Source organism: Xanthobacter sp. AM11 (genome assembly GCF_047444035.1).
Lineage (GTDB): Bacteria > Pseudomonadota > Alphaproteobacteria > Rhizobiales > Xanthobacteraceae > Xanthobacter.
In genome coordinates this window covers 1,704,558-1,726,099 of sequence record NZ_JBLAOA010000001.1, presented here as the reverse complement: position 1 = coordinate 1,726,099, position 21,542 = coordinate 1,704,558, and the positions used below count along the sequence as shown (strand labels likewise).

Sequence of the window (21,542 nt, the reverse complement as noted above, 5' to 3'; positions counted from 1 at the left end):
CCGGCATCATAAAGGTCCCGCCCACGGATCAGGCCCCGGCGCTCGGCCGCTGCGACACCACGTCCCGCCAGCGCAGGAGGTGGGCGAGCTTCGCCGGCACCTCGGTGCGGATCACCCGCATGAAGTCCAGCGCCACCAAAGCGGTGATGTCGGCCACGGTGAAGCGGTCGCCGGCCACATAGGCGCGGCCGGCCAGCTCGGTATCGAGGAATTCGAGATAGGCGAGCACCTTGGGCTTGTTCGCCTCGCCCCATTCAGGCACCTGCGGCACTTCGCTGGCGGCCATGCCGGGGTTGAGATGGCGCAGCACCATCATGATGGGGACGAGCAGCTCCAGCTCCACCCGCCGCTGCCACATCTCCACCAGGCCCTGCTCCGCAGGGGTGCGGCCGAACAGGTTGGGCTCGGGCTGGAGCGCCTCGAAATAGCGGCAGATGGCCATGGTTTCGCTAATGGCGGTGCCGTCGTCCAGCTCCAGCACCGGCACCCGCTGGCGGGGGTTGAGGCGGGTGAATTCCGGCGACTTGTGCTCGTGGCGGGAAAGATCCACCGGCACCATCGGCACCGATATGCCCTTTTCCGCGAGGAAGATGCGCACGCGGCGCGGGTTCGGCGCGCGGTCGAAATCATAGAGCTTCATGGGGTCGCGTCTCCTCCTCTTGACCGTCACTGATCACGGGGGCGAGGAGAAGGTCAAGCGCCGCCGCCCGCGGGTGCAGCCGGCGGCGGCTCGACTGCGCAGCTCAGTCCCTGGGCACGGCGCGGCGGCCAAACCGCTCCGCGCTCGTGGTCAGGGCGGTGAACACGCCGGGCACCACCTGGATGGTTTCCACCAGCGCCTTGTGGATCGAATCGATCAGCGCCAGGTCGTGCTCCTCGGACAGGCTGTGCGCATTCTTGCGGCAGGCGTTCGCAATTTTGTGGCGGATGTCCTGCAGGGTCCTGAGCATGCGGTCGCGCTCGTCGATGGCGGCGGCGTCGGCGCCCTTCACGTCGTTCCATTTCCTGTAGACGTCTTCATAGTCCCGCAGGATCTCGTAGATGGCCGATCCCCAGAGGGAAGCCTTGGGCTCGGCGGAGGCGGAGCTGACCAGGGCGCTGAGCAGGAACCGCACGCGGCTGCACACCTCCTCGTCGATGCCGGACCGCTCCAGCCGCTTCAGGTCCAGCTGCAGGTTCACGAGGATGTCGGAGCGGAAGAAGTTGATGGCATAGCCCGGCGTGCCCCGGCTCAGGCCGCCCTTCGTCGTCCCTTTCGCGGCGGCGGGCTTGGCGGGGGGCTTGGGAGTGAGCGGCTTGGCGGTGAGCGGCTTGGGGGGCGTGGCCATGGCAACTGCTCTCGGGAGGGAAGGCGTTGCACAGCTATTAATATGTCATAAATAAAAATACAACTTAAAGCATTCATGGCCTTCGGGGGTTCGCGGCCCGCCAGTCCACCGGCATCTCGAACGGTCCCGCCCAGATGCCGCGCCGGGCCGCCTGCGCCTCCGCCTGGGCGCCGGCATAATCGCGGCCGAGATAGGCCACCGCCATGCCCTCGCGCACCATCACGTCGGCAAGATCGACGCCGCCCACGGTGCAGCGGGCCAGCGGGCGGCCGTATTTGTCGGCCCGCCCCGCGGCGCAGGACACCGGCCCCCGGCGCAGCGCTTCCGCCAGGGTCCGCCGCGCGGCCTCCCCGCAGGGCCACGGCCGGCGCTCGCGCACGCATTCCTGCCGCAGCTCCGGCGCATCAATGCCGGAGAGCCGCAGGCGGGTGCCGCGCAGGTCCAGCGTGTCGCCGTCCACGGCGACCGCCACCCCCTCCAGCATTTCCCGCTGCATGAGCAGTTCCGACAACAGGGCCACGCCGAACAGCACCAGCACGGCGACCAAGGCGTCCAGGGCACGCATTCCGGCAGCACCTCGCGGGCAGGCGGCGCCACGGCGGCGCCGCCCGGCAGCATGCAGCGCGGGCGTTAACCGCTCGTTAACCGCATTGGCGGCAGGAGTCGGCATCGCATCCGTGTGCCGTCCGCCGCGAGTCGCCCCCGAGGCGCGGCGGACGCCGAGGGCTCCGCCGCATGTCCGGCCCCGTTCGCCCCCTGCCCGACCCTGCCGCCCGCCCCGGGGCCGCGGCGGCGGAGACGCGATTCGCCCAGCCCGCCCCCGCGCCACCTTCGCCCGGGCCGGCCCTCACCCGTCTGGCCCTCACCCGCCTGACCCTGGCGGGCGCCGCCATCGCCGCCCTCGCCCTTGCCGGCGGAAGCTGGGCCGGGCCGGCCGGCGCCGCCGCCGGCGCCATGGCCGCCTTGGCCGGCGCCCTGCTCTTGCGTCTGGCGCGGCTTGAGGCGCAGAGCCGGGCCTGGCAGGCCCGGGCCCGCGCCGCCGACGCCGCCCGGCTGCAGGCGGAAGCCGAAAGCCGGGCCAAATCCCTCTTCCTCGCCGAGATGAGCCACGAGCTGCGCACGCCGCTCAACACCGTGATGGGCTTTTCCGAGATGATGGCGCAGGAGGTGCTGGGACCCCACCGGGTGCCGGCCTATGGCGGCTATGCGCGCGACATCCACGCCTCCGGCCGCCACCTCCTGGCCCTGGCCGACGACCTGCTCGACCTCGCCCGCATCGAGACCGGGCACCGCTCGCTGATGGAGACCCCCGTCGCCCTGGATGCCATGGCGGGGGACTGCCTTTCCATGATGCGCCCGCAGGCCGAGGCCCGCAGCCTCGCCCTCAGCTTCGAGCCCGCCGGCATCGCCCCGCGCCTGTGGGGCGACGAGCGGGCGCTGCGCCAGATCGCGCTCAACCTCCTGGCCAATGCGGTGAAGTTCACCCCGGCCGGCGGGGCGGTGCGGCTGGTGGCCGGCATCGGCGCGCAGGGCGCCCCCTTCCTGGCGGTGGAGGACACCGGCCCCGGCGTCACCATGGGCGAGCTGCCGCTGGGCGGCGCGCATCCGCGCGAAAGCCGGCTGGACCTCGCCACCGGCCGCGGCGCCGGCCTGGGCCTTGCCATCGTGCGCGGGCTGGCGGGGCTGCATGGGGGCGAACTCTCGCTGGTGCGCCGCCCCGGCGGCGGCACCGCCGCCCGCGTCGTGTTCCCGGCCGCCCGCGCGCTCTGAGCCCTGCCGCGGCCGCCGGGCGGGTGCGGGCTCCCCGGTCGCGCCGTCAGCCCTCCTGCGCCACCCCCGCCTCGGCGAAGGTCGCCATGCCCCGGTGGCAGGCCACCGCCGCCTTCACCACGCCGATGGCCAGCGCCGCACCGGAGCCCTCCCCCAGCCGCATGCCGAGGTCCAGCACCGGCACCAGCCCCAGCCGCGCCAGCAGGGCGCCGTGGGCCTTCTCCGCCGAGACATGGCCGGCCAGGCAATGGTCGAGGGCGGCAGGGTTCAGGGCATGCAGCACCGCCGCGGCGGCGGTGACCACATAGCCGTCCAGCACCACCGGAACCTTCTCGTGGCGCGCGGCGAGGATGGCGCCGGCAATCGCCGCCACCTCGCGCCCGCCGAGCCGGCGCAACACCTCCAGCGGATCGGACAGATGGTTCTTGTGGAAGGCCACCGCCGCCCGCACGGCCTCCACCTTGCGGGCCAGCACCTCGCCCGATGCGCCGGTGCCGGCGCCCACCCAGTCTTCCGCCGCGCCGCCATAAAGGCCGTGGCACAAAGCGGCGGCGATGGTGGTGTTGCCGATGCCCATCTCCCCCAGGCACAGCAGATCCGACCCGCCGGCGATGGCCTCCATGCCGAAGGCCATGGTGGCGGCGCAGGCCTTCTCGTCGAGGGCGGCGTCCTGCGTGATGTCCGGGGTGGGATAGTCCAAAGCGAGGTCGAACACCCGCAAGCCGGCGTCGAAGGTGGCGCAGATCTGGTTCACCGCGGCCTTGCCGGCGGTGAAGGTGGCCATCATCTGCTTCGTCACCGCGCCGGGATAGGGCGAGACGCCGCGGTCGGCGATGCCGTGGGTGGCGGCGAACACCGCCACCATGGGCCGGTTGACGGTGGGCAGGGAATTGCCCTGCCAGGCCGCCATGTGGACCGCGATCTGCTCCAGCCGGCCCAGCGCGCCGGGCGGCTTCACCAATTGCGCCTGCCGCGCCAGCGCCGCCTCCCGCGCGCCCGCGCTGGGGCCGGGCAGGATGGCGACGAGCTGGCGGATGTCGTCGAAGGGCAGTGCGGTATCGGGAGCGTACATGGCGACCTGATGGTGAGCGGCTTTCGGGCTGCCGCTCCCATAGAGCGCCCGGCGCTCCGGGGCAAATGCGGGGCGGCCGCCACCCGCCCCGCAAAGGCTCAGGCGAGGGCGATGCGGTAGGCCTGCGGGAACGGCGTTCCGGCCATGTCCACCGGCGCCGCCGGATGGGCGGCGGGGCGGCGCAGCACCCGCTTGACGATCTCCGGTATCATCACGCCGCCCACATAACGGCCCAGGCATTCATGGTGCCCGTAGCCGAAATGCAGATAGGCGTGGAACGGCCGGTCCGGCCGGAAGGCCTCCGGCTGGGGCACGAAATCGGCATCGAACATGGCCGAGAGGCTCAGCGGCAGCACCACGGTGCCCTTGCCGATCACCTTCTCGCGCCCGGTGCCCCGGGCGATGGTGATGGTCGAGGCCGCCTCGCGGAACATGAAGGCGACGATGGGGGAGAAGCGCAGCGCCTCCCACACATGGCCATCGAAGGCCGCGTCATCCCCCGCCGCCGCGGCCGCCCGCGCGCCGACGAGCGCCTCCGGCCGGGAGAACAGCTCCGCCAGCACGTTGATGACGGCTTCCGCCGTGGTCTCGATGGCGCCGATGAGCAGGCCGCCCACGTTGATCACCACCCGGTCCATGCCGAAATGGTCGGCGGCGGGCAGGTTCAGGCTGAGGATGCGGGTGAGGCTGTCGTCCGGCGCGGTGCCGGCCTTGATCTCGGCGATGCGCGCGGGAATGAGGCGGGCGAACAGCGCCCGCAGCTTCACCCGCGAGTCTTCCGCCGCCTGGTGGATGGCGTCGGCGTCGGGGCGCCCGTCGTAAGGCAGGTTGTTGAACTGGTCCATCTGGTTGGCATAGGACCAGTCCAGCAGTTCCTGGGCCTCGCCCCGGATGCCGAAGAAATCCTGCACCACCCGCATGGGCACGAAGCGGGCGAGCTTCTGCACCGCTTCGATCTCGCCCCCGGCGGCGTCGAGCGCCGCGTCGGCCACCTGGGCCACGAAGGCGCGGATGCGCGGCAGGTCGTCGAGGGCGAGGATGGCGCGCATCACCGCCTTGTCGCGGTAGTTCACCACGGTCTCGTCCTGCGCCAGCATGAAGTCGCCCATCTTGGGGCGGTAGAGATCCACCGTGAACACCTTGGGCATCGAGAGCGCCTCGATGACGTCGGCGCGCTTGGCGAGGAGGGTGACCTCCGGCGTCTCGAAGATGGGGGCGTGCGCCCGCAGCTCGGCGAAGAATGGCCGCGGCTCGGCGGAAATCCATTCGCGGGCCAGGGGCCAGCGCTCGGCCGGGCGCAAGGCGGCGAGGCGGTCGAGATAGGGCGTGTACCGCTTGGCCTCAGTGACGGGAGACATCCGGCCCCTCCAGGATCTTCAGATATTCGATGATGGCGAAGCGGTCCTGCGGCGACAGCACGGCCACCGCGGGATCGGGGAAGGCGTGGCCGGCATTGGAATTGCCGGGCAGGCGGGTGTCGAACACGAACAGGCCGGCGCGCTCGGCCTCGGGCAGATCTTCCGCGGTGGAGACGAAGCCGAGCTTCTTCGGGTCGAAGCGCTGCGCGCCCACCAGGAAGGTCTTCGGCCGCTCCGCCTCGGGCGAGAGCAGGTCGTAGATGGTGGGCACCGAGCCGTTGTGCAGGAACGGGCCGGTGGCCCACACGCCGGCCAGCGGGCCGGCCTTGTAGGCCAGCGAGCGCGTCCAGCCCTGCTGCGGGCGGGGCGGCGGGGCGCCCGGGGCGGGCGGCGGCTCGGGCGCGAAGCGCCAGCCGTAATAGGCCTTGCGTTCATCGCCGGTGATGTTCCGGGCGCGCAGGGCGTTCTCGGTGATGGTGTAGACGGCGGCGAGCAGCAGCTGGCCCGCCGGCACCTGCCCGTCGGGCAGCGTCACCGGCTTCAGCAGCGGGGCGAGCGCGCCGGGCCGCGCAGTGCGGCCGGCGAAATTGGTGAGCATCTTCGGGTCGGTCTTCACCGTGGCGAGGTCCACCATGGTCACCGCCAGCCACTGGCGCCCGCCCTCGGTCTCGGCGGCGGGGGTGAGGCGATAGTCGGGCCCGCCGTGGCAGCCGGCGCAATGGGCCTTGAACAGCTCGGCGCCGCGCCGGGCCTTGGCCGCGCTGGGCCTGCCCAGCTCCTTCTGCGGCCACGGCGGCGGCTTCAGCTGGGCAACCCAGGCCTCCAGCGCCACCAGATTGTCCAGCGCCGTGGTGGAGGTGGCGGCGGCGAGCTGGCCGTTGGCGAAGCTGGGATGGCCGAACACCCCCAGCACCTCGCCCAGGTTGCGGCCCAGCGGGTTGCCGGCCACCCCGTTCCACTGCACATAGCGCTGCGCCGGGGTGGTCCACAGGAAGGGATAGCTCACCGGCGCATCGGGGATGCGGAAGTTGGCCGGCTCGGCCAGCGCCTCCGCCGCCACCGCATTGAGGATGTGGCCGAAGGCATCGAGCCGGCCGCGGCCGTAGGCCACCGGGGTCCAGGAGGCCGCTTCCAGCCGGCGGATGTCGGCGGCCACCGCCTCCAGCGCCGGGCGCACCGCCTTGGGGTCGGCACCCAGTCGGGCGGCGAAGCGGCGGAACTTGGCGGGCTGGGCCAGGGTGGCGTCGAGGGCGCGGGAGAGCCGGCGCATCAGCAGCTGGAAATCGCCCAGCGAGGCGCCGCCGTCGATGCGGATGCGCGCGGCGCCCACCTTGATGTCGCTGGTGTGGCAGGCGGCGCAGGTGAGCCCCACCATGGGGCCGAAGGCGCCGTCGGAGGCGCCGTCGCGGGCGAAGCCGATGGGCAGGAGGTCGGGATTGTTGCGGGAGGGGCCGTCCGCCGGCAGGAAGCCGGTGGCGGCGATGTGGCCCGGATCGAGGAAGAGGCCGGCATTGCCCGGCTGCTCCAGCGCCTTCAGGAAGGCGAGGGGCATGAGCCGGGAGCCCTGCGTGGTGTAATAGAACTGATCGCGCATGTCGCTCGACCAGCCCTGCTGCAGCAGGAGGGGCGGCGCGGCATCCGCCGGTGCCGGCGGCGGACGGCGCGCCATCAACGCATCGGTGGCTGCCGCCAGCCCCAGGAACCCGGCTACGCAGCCAAGCACGATCCAGCCCTTGCGCCCAAGCATCATCGCCCCCAATCGTCTCGTCCCGGCGGGACAGGCCCGCCTGTTTTGTCCGCGGGCAGTGCCCGCGCGCGTGGTGTTCGCGGGCTGCGCCCGTCTGGTTTCATTCGCGGGCTGCGCCCGTCCGTATTCGCTCGCGGGCTGCGCCCGTCTGCTTTTGTTCGCGGGCTGCGCCCGTCTGCTTTTGTTCGCGGGCTGCGCCCGTCTGCTTTTGTTCGCGGGCTGCGCCCGTCTGCTTTTGTTCGCGGGCTGCGCCCGTCTGCTTTTGTTCGCGGGCTGCGCCCGCATGGCGCCAGCCCCAAACGGCCATGCCCGTCCGCGGCCCCGTGCGCACGGGGCCGGCGTGCCGGCGGCGGCGAACGGCCCCTCAGACGAGGGTGAGATCGAGGCTTTCGCGCAGGCGGGCCACCAGCTCACCCTGCCGGCCGGTGCCGGTCTTCTCGTAGAGTGCCTTCAACTGGCTACGGGCTGTTGACAGCGCCACATTGCGCTGCTGGGCGAAATCGGCGAGCGAGGCGCCCACGGCCAGCGCCGCCGCCAGCGCCGCCTCGGAAGGGGTGAGGCGGAAGGTGGTCTGCAGCCGCCGCGCCACATCGGCCCCCGAGCGGCCCGGCGCGCGCACCACCACGGCGATCTGCGAGCGGGTGGCGAGGCGCGCGGCGCCCGTGGCCGCCGGCAGGGGGTGCAGGGAGACGCGGAACGAGCCTTCGTCGGATTGCGGACGCGGCACCTCCATGTGCTCGGCATGGGGCAGCTCCGCCTCGCCGCGGGCGGCGGCCAGCGCCAGCGCCACCGCGCCGGCCACCTGGCGCGAGGAGCGATCGTCGCGGAAGGCGAGCTTGCCGGCGCGCAGAAGCACGTCGCCTTCCTTCATCATGGCGTCGCCCGCCCGGTTGACATGGGCCACGCGCATCTCCGCATCCACCAGGAAGATGCCCGCATCCACGATGTCGAGGGCGGCGGCGATGTCGCCCACCTTGGCCTTGGCCTCGTCCAGCAGCGCATAGAGCTCGAACGCCCGGCGCAGGTGCGGCACCACCAGGCCCAGCTTGTGCTTCTCGCCGGCGCCGAACGGCCCCTGGGCGCGCCCGCGCATGGCGCAGACGGTGGCCATCACGTCCGCCTCCTGGGCGAAATAGGAGACCAGGGAATGCTCCAGGTCCATGGGCTCCACCACCTCCCGGAACAAAGCGGAGGCGCGGAACTGGTCGGGGTCCACCCCGTCCTCGCCGCAGATGACGCGGCCGGGATTGGACAGGATGTAGGAGAGGCGGGGGTCTTCGGTGGCGTGGCGGTAGAGGAAGGTCTTGTAGGCCTGCGGGTCGTGCCCCCACACCCGCCAGGTGGGCTTGCGCTGCTGCTTCAGGCTGAAGACCGCGAGCTGGCCCACCCGCCCGTCGATGAAGCGCGTGACGCCTTCCAGGAGGATGCCCCACTGCTGCGGATCGCCGCTCAGCTCGTACACGTCGCCGATGAGGCGGGAATAATGATCGATTTCGCCCATGTTCGTCCCATTTCCGCGCGCCGTGGCAGCCGGATGGACCGGCACGGCCTGACGCATGATCCGATGGACCGCCGTGGCTCATCCCCGCGAGAACCGGACGGCGCCGTGGCAGGCCGCGCCTCCACCCCTCAGGGGCTCGGAAACGCGCGGCCGCACCACGCCACGCAATGCCGGAACGGCAGGGCCGGACCCTGCCTGCAGCATTGCACAACCACCCCAGCCTGCAAGACGCCGGAAGCAGGGGTCATCCCCCATTCGCAGGATGCTGCCCCATGCGGCGCCGTGCTGCCCTATCGGTGAAGGGCGCGGGGTGATCCCGCCCCGGCACACGGGTCGCGGACCGGCATCGGCCCTCGCCGGCCCCCGCCGGCCGGGTGTCCGGCGCGAGGAGAGTGACGAAGGAATGCGCGTGGAAAGGTCGATGGTGATGTGCACGGCGGGTGAGGATGCGCGGCCGTCCGTTCGGGATGCGATCGGCGAGCGCGTCCGCTCCCTTGCCCTGGAGGCCGGCGCCCGGCCGAGCGACCATGGCTTCTGCCGGATGTTTCCGGCGCTGGCCGCGGAGCCCCACCGGCTGCCGGGCGGCGCGCATCTGGGCCGCGACCTGCTGCGCCTCGCCGCCGCCATGGTGGACCCCGCCGCCCCGGCGCCGCCGCGCACCCGCTGCGCGGGCGACAGCGACCTGCCGGCGGCCTACACCTACCTCCTCGAATTCGTGCGCAACGATCTCGTGTGGCAACGCCGCCCCCCTGAGGACGGCGCGCCGGGCGGCGCCGCCTTCGCCCCGCTTGCCTCCCTCTGCGGCCTGCTGAACCGGCGCTCGGGCGGCCTCGACCTCGACAGCATCTATGACGCCCCGCGCGATCCGGGCGCGGTGCGGCGCATGCTGCTGGGCGGGCTGGCACCGGGCGGCGCCGGCGCGCCGGCCCGGCCCCCCGGCAAGGGCGCGGGCAACGATCTGCCCCGCCACCCCCGCAGCCGCGACCCCGCCCGCGACCGCACCGCCCGCATGGGCGACACCCGCAATGACGACATGCTGGTGCTGGGCCAACTGCACGTGGCCTATCTGAAGGCCCACAACGCCCTCGTCGCCTCCGGCCTGTCGTTCGAGGCGGCACGCCACGCCCTGCGGCTGCGCCATCACTGGATGGTGCTGTTCGACCTGCTGCCGCGGCTGTGCGCGCCGGAGGTATTCCAGGAAGTGATGTGCGAGGGGCCGCGCCTGTGGCGGGTGGCCCGGCCCGGCGAGCTGGCCATGCCGGTGGAATTCTTCGCTGCGGCGTTCGTGCTCGCCCCGTCCATGGCGCGGGCCAGCTACGACTACAATTGCCATTGCCGCGACCTGGAGCGCGGCGCCCTCGCCACCCGCGCCGTGCTCGGCGCTGCCGGCCGCGGGCCGGACAGCCTGCCGGAACACATGGTGATCGCCTGGGAAGGCTTCCTGCCGCTGCAGGCGACGGCGCCGCAGCGCGCGCGGCGCCTGGATACCCGCCTTGCCGGCGCGCCGCAGACGGTGGAGGCCACCGCCGCGCGCCACCTGCTGAACGGGTATCGCCTGGGGCTGCCCACGGGCCAGGCGGTGGCCCGCCACCTCGGACTGCGGCCGCTGCGGGACGACACCCTGCTGGCCGCCTTGCCGGAGGAGCAGCGGGTGGCGGCGCTGCCCTTCTGCGAGGCGACGCCCCTGTGGTTCTACATCCTCGCCGAAGCCGGCGACCCGGACGGGCCGGCCGGCGCCCATCTGGGGCCGGTGGGCAGCCGCATTGTGGCCGAGGCGCTGTGGAACCTCGCCTTCCATTCGCAGGCCTCCATCCTCGCCCCCGGCGCCCTGCCCGATTTCGAGCGCTTCTCGCTGAGCGACCTGGTGCTGCTCGCCGCAGAACAGGACGCCGGCTGACCCGGCCCCGGCCGGCCGTTCCCGCCTTTCTCCGGCCTTGTCCCCGCACCCGCGCGCAGCCACCCCACCCGTGGCGGCGCGCGGGCGGGCGCGCATGCCCTTGCCCACGCCGGCCGGCACGAACGCGCCGGCGGCACCCGGGTGCGCAACGGCATGACAGAAACGAAAGTCGCAATGGCTAAGTTAAAGCTAAGCAAATAATTCCGTACTGACTTACCTATACATGCACATATTGCCGGCAATTACTTCTACATCTGACGTAACGCAAAGAAATTTGATGACATGATCGGAAATCCACGCATAGTTTGCGCTGCGGCATTCATCTGGAAGGGGGCGCTTCCGTGGATAGCGTGGATCTGCTCGACGGCGAAGTGCGCGCAACCATCGCCGATCACACGATCGAGCCTTCCGCCGTCGCGGTGGTGGGCATCGGCTGCCGGTTTCCCGGCGGCATCGCCAGCGCCGCCGGCTACTGGTCGTTCCTGACCGGCAAGAGGTGCGGCATCCGGGAAATCCCCGCCGACCGCTGGAACCTGCGCAACTACTATGATCCCGACCCGGAAAGCGCCGGGCGCTCCTATTCCAAATGGGGCGGATTTCTGTCCGGCGACGTGTTCCACTTCGATCCCGCCTTTTTCGACATGGCCCCGCGGGAGGTCATGTCCATGGACCCCCAGCAACGCCTGCTGCTGCTGGTGGCCTACGAGGCCATCGAGGATTCCGGCATTGCGCTGCGGACCCTCCAGAAGGGCCGGGCCGGCGTGTTCGTCGGCATCTCCACCTCGGATTTCAGCTACAGCCAGCGCTACCGGCGGGTGGCCACGGACATCTTCGCCGGCACCGGCTCGGCCTATTCCATCGCCGCCAACCGCATCTCGCACCGGCTCGACCTCACCGGGCCGAGCATGGCGCTGGACACCGCCTGCTCCTCGGCCCTGGTGGCGGTGGACCAGGCCATGCGCCACCTGGCCATGGGCACCTGCGACGTGGCGCTGGCCGGCGGCGTCAACATGATGCTCGACCCCGGGCCGTTCATCGCCTTCTCCAGCGCCAACATGCTGTCGGCCACCGGCGCCATCTACAGCTTCGACGCCCGGGCCGACGGCTTCGTGCGCGGCGAGGGCTGCGGCCTCGTGCTGCTGAAGCCGCTGGCCCGCGCCGTGGCCGACGGCGACCGCATCTATGGCGTCATCCGCGGCTCCGCCGTGAACCAGGACGGGCGCACCCCCACCCTCACCGCCCCCAGCGACGCGGCCCAGACGGCCATGCTGGAAAGCCTGGTGGCGCGCACCGGCATCGACCCGCAGGACGTGGGCTTCGTGGAGGCGCACGGCACCGGCACCCCGGTAGGCGACCCCATCGAGGCCAGCGCCATCGGCCGGGTGTTCGGCGCACACCGGGTGGACGGGCCGGTGCGGGTGGGCTCGTTCAAGCCCAATCTCGGCCATCTGGAATCCGCCTCCGGCATCGCCGGGCTGATCAAGATCGTGCTTTCGACCCATCACGGCATCGTGCCGCCGAACCTCAATTTCGAGCGGCCCAACCCGCATATCCCGTTCGATGCGCTGGGCATCTGCGTGCCGGTGGAGCCGGTGCCCTACGACGCCGAGGACGGGGTTCGCCTCGCGGTGGTCAATTCCTTCGGCTTCGGCGGCACCAATGCCAGCGTGGCGGTGGAAAGCCGGGGCGGCGGGCGGACCGCCGGCCGCGTGCCCGCCCGGGCCCGCGCCGTGCCGGTGGAGAGCCCGGTGTTCATTCCCCTGTCGGCCAACGGCAAGGCCGGCCTCGCCTTGTGGGCGGAGGAGCTGGCCGACGCGGTGGATGCGGGCGGACCGCTGGCCGGCGTGGCCTGCGACACCCTCGCCGCCACCCTGAAGACGCGCCGCGACCACCTCCCCGAGCGCGCCGCCATCCTCGCCGATCCCGCCGGCGGCGACGTGGCGCTGAAGCTGCGCACCCTCGCCCTCGGCGCCGATGCCCCGCCGGACGAGGCGCTGGCGCCCTTCATCATCACCGGCCGCGCCCGGCCCCGGCGGCTGGCCTTCACCTTCTCCGGCCAGGGCGGCCAATGGTGGGCCATGGGCCGCAAGCTGCTGGCCGAGGATGCCACCTATCGCGGCTTCGTGGAAACCTTCGACGCCATTCTGAAGCCCCTCGCCGGCTGGTCGGTGCTGGCGGAGATCACCCGCGATGAGGCGGCAAGCCGCATCAACGACGCGGACGTGACCCAGGCCGCCATCTTCACCTGCCAGGTGGGGCTCTACCGCATGTGGCGCGCCCGCGGGCTGGCGCCGGAGCTGCTGGTGGGCCACAGCTTCGGCGAGGTGGCCGCCACCCACATCGCCGGCTGCATCGACCTTGAGACCTGCGCGCGGATCATCCACCATCGCGGCCTGATCCCCCGCGGCAGCACCCGCCGCGGGGCCATGGCCACGCTGGGCATCACCATGGACCAGCTCGCCCCCCTGCTGCCCGGCGACGACAGCGTGGTGGTGGCCGCCTTCAACGGCCCCACCGCGCAGACCATCTCCGGCATGGAGCCGGCGGTGGAAGCGGTGCTGGCGCAGGTGCGCCGGCTCTACCCGGACGTGACCGCGCGCCGCCTGACCATGGATTTCGGCTGGCACTCGCCCCACCTCGACGATTGCGAGAAGGCGTTCCGCGAGGGCCTCGGCGCGGTGGCCTGGAAGCCCCCGTCCCTGCCCATCGTCTCCACCGTCACCGGCGTGCTGGAGACGCGGTTCGACGCCGAATACTGGTGGCAGAACCTGCGCCGGCCGGTGAGCTACAAGAAGGCCATCGACTTCTGCCTCGACCTCGGCATGGACGCCTTCCTGGAGCTGGGCCCCCACCGCACCGTCACCCCCCTGGTCCACGGCATCGCGCAGGACCGCAATGCGCCGGTGGTGGCCGTCGCCTCCCTGGAGCGGCAGGGCGACGACCGGCTGGTGATGGCCCGCGCCATGGCCAAGCTCTATGTGAGCGGCGTCGCCTTCGACTGGAGCGAGGGCGACGGCTGCGAGCCCGCCTGCGAGCATCTGGCCCTGCCGCAGCGCCCCTGGGCCGGCGAACGGCTGGTGCAGCTGCCGCTGGAGGCGCGGCAATTCCTGTTCGATGCCGACCGCCACCCCCTGCTCGGCTGGCGCGAGGTGGGGCCGGAGCCGGCCTGGACCAATGAGATCACCCTCAAAAGCCTGAAATACCTCGCCGACCACCGCCCCGGCGGCGACTGCCTGTTCCCCACCGTGGGCTATGTGGAGATGATGGCGGCGGCCCTGCGCGAGCTTTACGGCGCCGCCCCCGTGGAGCTGCGCGACTTCCGCATCCTCGATGCCCTGTCCATCGGCGCCGACGACGTGGTGCTGCTGCGCACCTCCTACGATCCCGTCACCAGCCGCCTGCGCATCTCCTCCATGAAGCGCGACACCGAGGAGGACTGGCGGCTGCGGGTGGAGGCCTATGGCTGGCAGCACGCCTTCACCCTGCCCGCCGCCCGCTTCGACCGCGCGCTGCTGGAGCGCCCGCCGGCCATCGGCCGGGACGACTTCTACCGCCTCGCCGCCCGCCACGGGCTGGATTACGGCCCCTCCTTCCAGGCGGTGGAGGCCCTGTGGCTGGCCGGGCCGCGCCATGCGGTGGCGCGCCTCAACAGCGCCGAGGCGGCGCGGCGCGACGGCTTCATCGCCTTCCCCGGCCTGTTCGATTCCGTGCTGCAGGCGGGCCTCATCGTGGACGATGCGGAATCCGGCCTGTGGATTCCCGGCGCCCCCCTGCCGGACGAGGAGAGCGTCGCCGGCCGCTATCGCCTGATGCTGCCGGTGGGCATCCGCAAGGTGATGGTGGCGGGCCCGCTGCCGCCGGAAGTGATCTGCGAATTCTTCGTCGATCCGAAGGACGCCACCGGCATCTACCGGGTCTATGCGCCCGACGGCACGCCGCTTCTGGCGGTGGAGAACCTTGCGGTGAAGACCCTCGGCGCGCTGCGCTCGGGCGGCGGCGGCGACGGCGCGCCCGTGGTCATCGAGGAGACCTTCGAGCCCGCGGCGGCCGACACCGACACCCCGCTGCGGCTCGGCCGCTGGCTGCTCATCGGCGGCGATGCGGCGCCTGCCGCACCCCTCGCCGCGGCGCTGGCGGCGGCCGGCGCCAGCGTGGCGTGCGTCGCGGCGGAGCCCTTCGTGGCCATGGACCTCGATGCCGCCGCCGCGCTGGTGGAGGACCGCCTCGCCGCGCCGGAGGGGCTCGCCGGCATTATCTATGCCGCCACCCTCGCCACCGGCCTCGGTGCGCCGGAAGCGCTTTCCACCGCCGTCCTGCTGGATGCGCTGGAGGCCGGCGCCCGCGGCCTCGTCACCCTCGGCCAGGTGCTGGACCGCCAGCGCGCGGCGCCGGTGCGCCCGGCCCTGGTGGTCATCGGCCGCGCCGGGCGGCGGCTGGCCGGCGACGGCGCCATGACGGCGGAGGGACTGGCGGATTCCGCTTTGCTCGGCGTCGCCCGCACCATCGCCAACGAATGCCCGGAATTCGCCGTGCGCCACCTGGATGCCGACACAGCGGCCCTCGCCGAGGCGGGCGCCCTCGCCCGCGCCGTGCTGGAAGGCGGCGAGGAGGCCGAGATGCTCCTGCGCGGGGACCAGCGGCACGTGCCGCGGCTGCGCCAGGGCGCCCTTTCGGCCCTCGCGCCGCGCCGGCGCACCATCCGCAAGGAGGCGGACGGCGGCAATTTCTCGGTCACCATGACCAGCCCCGGCCTCATCGACCATGTGGTGCTGCGCGAATGCCCCATGCCGCAGCCCAGGGCCGGCGAGGTGGCGGTGGAAGTGGCGGCGGTGGGCCTCAATTTCCGCGACATCATGGCCATCACCGGCATCCTGCCGGACGAGACCGACGGCGCGGGCGCCTGGTGGCGCAACCTCGGCCTCGAATTCGCCGGCACGGTGCTGAGCGTGGGCGAGGGCGTGGAAGGCTATGCCCCCGGCGACCGGGTGATGGGCATGGGCAAGGGCTTCCTGCGCCGCTTCGCCGCCGCCGACGCCCGCTTCCTCATGCGGGTGCCGCAGGGGGTGGACCTGCGCGACGCCGCCACCCTCCCCGCCGCCTTCATGACCGCCCATTACGCGCTGCTGGAGGTGGGCCGGCTCGCCGCCGACGAGCAGGTGCTCGTGCACCTGGCCACCGGCGGCGTGGGGCTGGCCGCCATCCAGGTGGCGCGCGCGGTCGGCGCCGGCATCCTCGCCTCGGCCGGCTCGGACGCCAAGCGCGCCCACCTGCGCGGCCTCGGCATCACCCATGTGATGAACTCGCGCAGCCTCGAATTCGCCGAGCAGGTGCGCGCCGCCACCGGCGGGCGCGGCGTGGACGTGGTGCTGAATGCCCTGTCCGGCGCCGGCATCGACAAGGGGCTGGAATGCCTCGGACCGTTCGGCCGCTTCGTGGAGATCGGCAAGCGCGACCTGGCCCAGGACAAGCCGATCGGGCTGAAGTCCCTCTATTGCAACAATTCCTATGCGGTCATCGACCTCTCCACCATCGCCGACGAGCGCCCGGCCAAGCTGCGCGCCCTCCTGGCCGCGGTGGAACAGGAGGTGGCGCAAGGCCGCTACCGGCCCCTCGTCGCCACCCGCTTCCCGGTGTCCCAGGCGGCGCAGGCCCTGCGCCTGTTCGCCAAGGCGCAGCATATCGGCAAGGTGGTGCTCACCTTCGACGAGCCGGCGGTGGAGGTGGAGATCGACCTTGGCCAGCCCATGCAGTTGTCCGGCGCGGCGAGCTATCTCGTCACCGGCGGGCTGCGCGGCTTCGGCGTGAGCGTGGCGGATTTCCTCAGCCGGCAGGGCGCCGGCCGGCTGCTGCTCGCCGGCCGCCACGGCACGCCGGATGCGGACGCCGAGCCGGTGATCGCCGCCATCATCGCCCGCGGCACGCAGGTGGTGCCCCTGGCCCTGGACGTGACCGACCCCGACGCGGTGGACGCGGTGATCGAGGCCCACGCCCATTCGGACAAGCCGCTGAAGGGCATCGTGCACGGGGCGGCGGTGATCGAGGACGGCTTCCTCGCCCAGCTCGACGCGGCGCAGATCGCCCGCGTGGTGCGGCCCAAGGCCGGCGGCGGCTGGAACCTGCATGGCGCGGTGACGCGGCACAAGGCGGCGCTGGATTTCTTCGTGGGCTTCTCCTCCTTCGCCCAGGTGCTGGGCAGCCCCGGGCAGGCCAATTACACCGCCGCCAATTCCTTCCTCAACGCGCTGGCCTCCTACCGGCGCAGCCGGGGGCTGGCGGGCTCGGCGGCGGCGTGGGGCTCCATCGGCGGCGCCGGCTTCGTCGCCCGCTCGGAGGCGCTGGGCAATTATCTGGAAAGCATCGGCATGAAGCCCATGCCGGACACCGAGGTGGCCGCCGCCCTCGGCACCCTGCTGCGGGCCGAGGCGGAGAACCTGGCCTTCGCCCGCGCCGACTGGGCGGCCATCGGCCGGGCCCTGGCGCGCACCGCCGCCAGCGCCCGGGTGAAGCCGCTGCTGGCCCAGCGCTCCGGCGGCCGCTCGCGCATCCAGGCAGAGCTGCTGGCGGCGCCGCGGGAGGCATGGGACACCATGCTGGCGGAGCTGATCCGCACCGAGGTGGCCAAGGTGCTGAAGGTGGCGGCAGCCGAGATCCCGGCCGACCGGCGCCTCTCCGAGCTGGGGCTGGATTCCCTCTCCTCCTTCGAGCTGAAGAACCGCATCGAGGCCCATGTGGATGTGAACATCCCGGTGGCCAAATTCCTGCAGACGCCCACCATCACCGGCCTGTCGGGCGTGGTGGCCGCGACCTTCGAGACGGCGCAGAAGGCCCGCGCCGCCAGCGCCGCAGCGGCGGCGGGCGTGGCCGGCGGCACCGCCGCGGCCGGCGTCGACGTCTTCCGGCCGCTGGTGCGGCAGGAGGCCATGCTGGCGCTGGCCGGGCGGCCCATGACCTCGGCGGTGGCGCGGGGCGCCCTGGAGGTGGCCGCGGCCAGGCCCTGCGATGGCGACCTGCCCTTCGAGGCCCTGGCGCGGGCGCTCGCCGCCCTTGCCGGCGCGCAGGACGCCCTGTGCCTCACCGCTGCGGCCGACGGCACCATCGCCGTTGGCGTGGCGCCGGACCTGGAATGGATCGCCGACGGCGCATCCCTCGCCCCCATCGCCTTGCCCGGGCCGCTGTGGCGCTTCGGCGTGGTGCGGACGGCGGACGGCGGCCAGACCCTGCACGCCCGGGCGCACCGGGCGGCGGCGGATGCCCTCTCCCCCCACCTCGCCCTCGCCGGCCTGCTGGCGGCGGTGGAGCAGCCCCCGGCCCCCGGCGCGCCCTTCTGTGCCTTCGCCGCCGCCGCGCGGCCGGCGGATGGCGCCGCGGCGCACGCCGGGCGGCAGGTGGAGCACCTCGCCTTCTGGAAGGAGACGCTGCGCGCCGTGCCGCCCGCCCTTCCCGCCGCCGCCCGCTCGCTGGCGCCGGCCCCCGCCGGCTTCGGCCTCAATCGCGGGCCGGTGGGGCACCTTGCGGCGCGCATCGCCGCGGCGGGCTTCGCCGGCCTCGACGGAGCCGAGCAGGAGGCGCTGCTGGCCGCCGCCCTGGCCCGCACCCTGGCCCGCACCCTCGGCACGGGTGAAGCGGTGGTACTGGAATGTCACGATCCGGCGCGCCGGCACGCCCCGGCCGGCCTCCTCGGGCCGGCGGGCGCGGGCGTGCCGCTGCTGCTCGACCGGCTGGGCGACCCCGCCGACCGGCTGGTGCGGCGGGCGCGGGCGCGCCTGGCCATGGCCCGCGACCACCAGGCGCTGGACACCGCCGCCCTTGAATCCCTGTTCACCGCGCACCTGACCGCGGCGGGCGCGGCCCTGCGCCAGACCGGCTTTTCCTTCCTGGATGCCGGCACCCTCGCCCGCCTTGCCGCCCTCGACCTGGGCGACCCCCTCGACACGCTGGCCGATCCGTTCAACGAAATGCGCTGGGACATGGCGGCGGACGGCGACGGCATCCGCCTGCGGCTCGCCCTCGACACCGCCGCCTTCGGCGAGGCCGAGGGCCGCCAGCTCACCGACGCCTTCGCCGCCACCCTGGCCGATCTGCTGGGGGCGCCGGCGGCGCGCGAAGGCGCCGGGCGCTGGCATCCGCCGCAGGCGGCGCCGCGCCACGGCCCCCTCGCCACCACCGCATGGTCCGCTGCCGCACCCGGGCCCATGGCGGCGCGCGCCGGCGGGGAACGGGAGGTGCCGCTCTCCCTCAAGCAGGGGCTGCTGCTCAGCTCGTTCCTGAGGCCGCAGACCGGCCACGACTGCCGCGCCTTCTGGACCATCGGCCGCGCCTTCCGCGTGGCGCCGCGCATGGACATCGAGCGCCTGCGCCGCGCCCTGCGGCTGGTGGAGGAGCGCCAGGAGTCCCTGCGCACCCGCTTCGTCGTCGGCGACGACGGCCGGCCGCGCGCCTTCATCGTGCCGCCGGGCGAGCCGCAGCTGGCGGTGGAGGACATGCCCGGCGCCGACGCCGCGGCGGTGGACGCCCGCGTCGCCGCCCTGATGGACGAGGAGATGGACCCCTTCACCAGCCCGCCCTACCGCTTCACCGTGCTGCGCTGCGGCGCCGCGGGCGACGTGGCGGTGGCCCACGGACACCACACCGTGTTCGACGGCTGGTCGCTGGGGGTGTTCGTGGAAGAGCTGTTCCAGGCCTTCCTCGGCATCGCCCTGCCGCCGGCGCAGATGGACGTGGCCACCTATGTGCGCGACTTCGAGCGCGCCACCGACCCCGCCGCCATGGCGGCGCGCGACGCCTATCTGCGCGCCCTCTACGGCGACAGCCCGCCGCCCCTGCCGCATTTCGGCCGGCGGGCGAAGGGGCGCGCGCCCAACCTGGACCTCACCCAGGGCGCCCCGGCGGGCGAGCTCTACGCCTTCACCAGCCCCGCCGGGCAGGAGCGGCTGAAGGCCCGCGCCCGGGCCGCCGGCACCACCGAGACCGCGCTGCTGATGGCCGCCTATGCCCAGACGCTGGGCGCCCGCGGCGGCGTGGACGAGGTGATGCTGAACGTGCCCGCCGCCATGCGCACCGACCGGCGGCTCACCGATTTCATCGGCTGGGTGGCGGGATCGGCGCTGCTGCGCGCCCCGGCCGCGGGCAGTCTCGATGTGGCGGCCGCCGGCCTGTCCGACCAGCTCAACCGCGCCATGGCCCATGTGCCGTTCGAATATGCCTTCGCCGACGGGCCGGTGCATGACGCGGTGGTCGCCGCCGGCTCCTACCTCGCCTTGTACCAGACCGGCATGCAGGCGCCCGACCGCTTCACCCGCGGCGCCACCACCTCGGCGCTGCAGCGCCAGGGCAAGGCCGAGGTGCTGGACCTCGGCCTGGTGAAGGTCTCGCCCTTCGGCTCGGCCCGGCTGATGCGGCACGCGGTGTTCGAGATCGACCTGCGCTCGCTGCAGAGCGCGGGGGGCCTTGCCTACCGCATGGGCTACGACCTTTCCGCCTTGACCCCGCAGGAGGCCCGCGACGTGCTCGACGACGTGCTCGACCGCATGGGCCTCGCCGGCGACGGCTGCGAGGCCGTGGTGGACATGGACCAGGAGCAGGCACCATGAGCGGAGGCGCGAGCCGCGCGGCGCCGGGCGCGCCGCCATCCGGGCGCGGCGCATGAAGCACGAGCCGCCGCCCCACCTTGTGGCCGACACCGACCGCGCCGCCGGCTGGCGCCGCCTTGGGCTGGTGCTGCTCCTCGCCCTCGCGGCGGGCGGCGCCATCGGCTACTGGTATGTGGTGCCGGTGCGGGTGCCCCATTACGAGGTGCGCGCCCGCCCCATGAGCCTGGAGATCAACGGCCCGGGCCTCATGGACGCCATCAACCGCGTGGTGGTGACCAGCCGCATCCAGGGCTTCCTGAAATCCATCGAGGCCGACCGCAACGATGCGGTGACCCGCGGCCAGGTTCTGGCCCGGCTGGAATCCGCCGATCTGGAAAACCAGCTCGCCGTGGCCGCGGCCGAGGCGGTGGCCGCCGACCGCGGCGTGGTCGAGGCCGAGAGCGAGCGCGCCCGCGTGGCCGCCGCCTACGACAAGGCGAAGATCGAGTTCGAGCGCCGCAGCACCCTCGCCCGCAGCAATGTGATTTCCCCCGCCGAGCTGACCACTGCGGAAGCCGGCTTCAAGCAGGCGGAGGCCGACCGGGCGCGGGCCGACGCCTCGGTGGAACGGGCGCGGGCGCAGCTCCTGTCACGCCAGGCCAATGTGAAGGTGCTGGAGGCCAAGCTGGCCGAGGCCACCATCGTCGCCCCCCTCGACGGCGTGGTGATCTCCCGCGAGCGCAATCGCGGCGACCTCCTGCTGCCGGGGGCCAACCTGATGCAGGTGGTGGAGCTTTCCACCATCATCGTTGCCGCCCGCTTCGACGAATCCGCCCGCGCCGCGATCCGGCCGGGCCAGCCGGCGCGCATCCGCTTCGCCTCAGATCCCACCCGCCTGTGGACCGGGCGGGTGCTGCGCCTGTCGCGCCAGGTGGACCAGGAGACGCGCGAATTCACCGCCGACATCACCCTCGACGCCCTGCCGGAGAGCTGGGCCATGGGCCAGCGCGCCAATGTGGCGGTGGAGGCGCAGTCCCCCGCCCTCGCCATCGGCGTGCCGGAAAGCCTCCTCACCCGGCGCGACGGCCGGCCCGGGGTGTGGCTGGCGCGCGGCGGCCGGGCCACCTGGACCCCGGTGGCGCTGGGCTATGTGAGCGGATCGCAGATCGAGATCACCCGCGGGCTGAAGCCGGGCGACCAGGTGCTCGCCCCCGCCGGGCGCTACCCGTTCCAGCCGGTGGCGCCGGCCCCCGGCGGCACGTGAGGCGGCGCAGATGCGGCGCGCGGCGGAGCCATCCCC

11 protein-coding genes are annotated in these 21,542 nt (G+C 73.1%); 4 read left to right on the top strand and 7 right to left on the bottom strand.

Annotated elements, in window-relative coordinates; genetic code table 11:
* Window positions 1–28: 28 nt before the first annotated feature.
* The 3 genes from ACI7BZ_RS08010 to ACI7BZ_RS08000 all read right to left on the bottom strand — a co-directional run bounded on the left by ACI7BZ_RS08010 (window position 29) and on the right by ACI7BZ_RS08000 (window position 1,893).
* The gene (locus tag ACI7BZ_RS08010; protein WP_414116628.1) at window positions 29–640 is read right to left on the bottom strand and encodes a glutathione S-transferase family protein; all 612 of its coding nucleotides are present in this window, start codon (window positions 638–640) and stop codon (window positions 29–31) included.
* 103 nt (window positions 641–743) lie between these two features.
* The gene (locus ACI7BZ_RS08005) at window positions 744–1,328 is read right to left on the bottom strand and encodes a hypothetical protein (protein WP_414116627.1); all 585 of its coding nucleotides are present in this window, start codon (window positions 1,326–1,328) and stop codon (window positions 744–746) included.
* A 73-nt stretch (window positions 1,329–1,401) separates the two neighbouring features.
* Window positions 1,402–1,893, bottom strand: a complete 492-nt coding sequence (locus tag ACI7BZ_RS08000) for a thermonuclease family protein (RefSeq protein WP_414116626.1) — start codon at window positions 1,891–1,893, stop codon at window positions 1,402–1,404.
* Between the two features lie 170 nt (window positions 1,894–2,063).
* Between ACI7BZ_RS08000 and ACI7BZ_RS07995 the strand changes: the two genes are divergently transcribed.
* Window positions 2,064–3,098: a sensor histidine kinase gene (locus ACI7BZ_RS07995; RefSeq protein ID WP_414116625.1), complete on the top strand. Its 1,035-nt coding sequence runs from the start codon at window positions 2,064–2,066 to the stop codon at window positions 3,096–3,098.
* Between the two features lie 46 nt (window positions 3,099–3,144).
* Here ACI7BZ_RS07995 and cobT read toward each other — a convergent pair whose 3' ends face one another.
* The 4 genes from cobT to ACI7BZ_RS07975 form a co-directional block, all read right to left on the bottom strand.
* Window positions 3,145–4,170, bottom strand: coding sequence for a nicotinate-nucleotide--dimethylbenzimidazole phosphoribosyltransferase (gene cobT, locus ACI7BZ_RS07990; protein ID WP_414116624.1), 1,026 nt, complete (start codon window positions 4,168–4,170; stop codon window positions 3,145–3,147).
* A 98-nt stretch (window positions 4,171–4,268) separates the two neighbouring features.
* Window positions 4,269–5,528, bottom strand: a complete 1,260-nt coding sequence (locus tag ACI7BZ_RS07985; RefSeq protein ID WP_414116623.1) for a cytochrome P450 — start codon at window positions 5,526–5,528, stop codon at window positions 4,269–4,271.
* Entirely contained in the window at window positions 5,512–7,278 is a 1,767-nt protein-coding gene (locus ACI7BZ_RS07980; protein WP_414116622.1) for a di-heme-cytochrome C peroxidase, read from the bottom strand. Before ACI7BZ_RS07980 ends, ACI7BZ_RS07985 begins: the two co-directional genes overlap by 17 nt.
* A 361-nt stretch (window positions 7,279–7,639) precedes the next feature.
* On the bottom strand, window positions 7,640–8,776 hold the full coding sequence (locus tag ACI7BZ_RS07975) for a helix-turn-helix transcriptional regulator (RefSeq protein ID WP_414116621.1): 1,137 nt from the start codon (window positions 8,774–8,776) through the stop codon (window positions 7,640–7,642).
* A gap of 421 nt (window positions 8,777–9,197) precedes the next feature.
* On the opposite strand from ACI7BZ_RS07975, the gene ACI7BZ_RS07970 reads away from it, so the two are divergent.
* The 3 genes from ACI7BZ_RS07970 to ACI7BZ_RS07960 all read left to right on the top strand — a co-directional run bounded on the left by ACI7BZ_RS07970 (window position 9,198) and on the right by ACI7BZ_RS07960 (window position 21,506).
* Complete coding sequence (locus tag ACI7BZ_RS07970; RefSeq protein ID WP_414116620.1) at window positions 9,198–10,673, top strand: peroxidase family protein; 1,476 nt, start codon at window positions 9,198–9,200, stop codon at window positions 10,671–10,673.
* A 341-nt stretch (window positions 10,674–11,014) separates the two neighbouring features.
* Window positions 11,015–20,263, top strand: a complete 9,249-nt coding sequence (locus tag ACI7BZ_RS07965) for an SDR family NAD(P)-dependent oxidoreductase (RefSeq protein ID WP_414116619.1) — start codon at window positions 11,015–11,017, stop codon at window positions 20,261–20,263.
* Window positions 20,264–20,315: 52 nt separating this feature from the next.
* A complete protein-coding gene (locus ACI7BZ_RS07960) occupies window positions 20,316–21,506 on the top strand; it encodes an efflux RND transporter periplasmic adaptor subunit (RefSeq protein ID WP_414116618.1) in 1,191 nt (396 codons plus the stop codon).
* The last annotated feature ends 36 nt before the right edge of the window (window positions 21,507–21,542 follow it).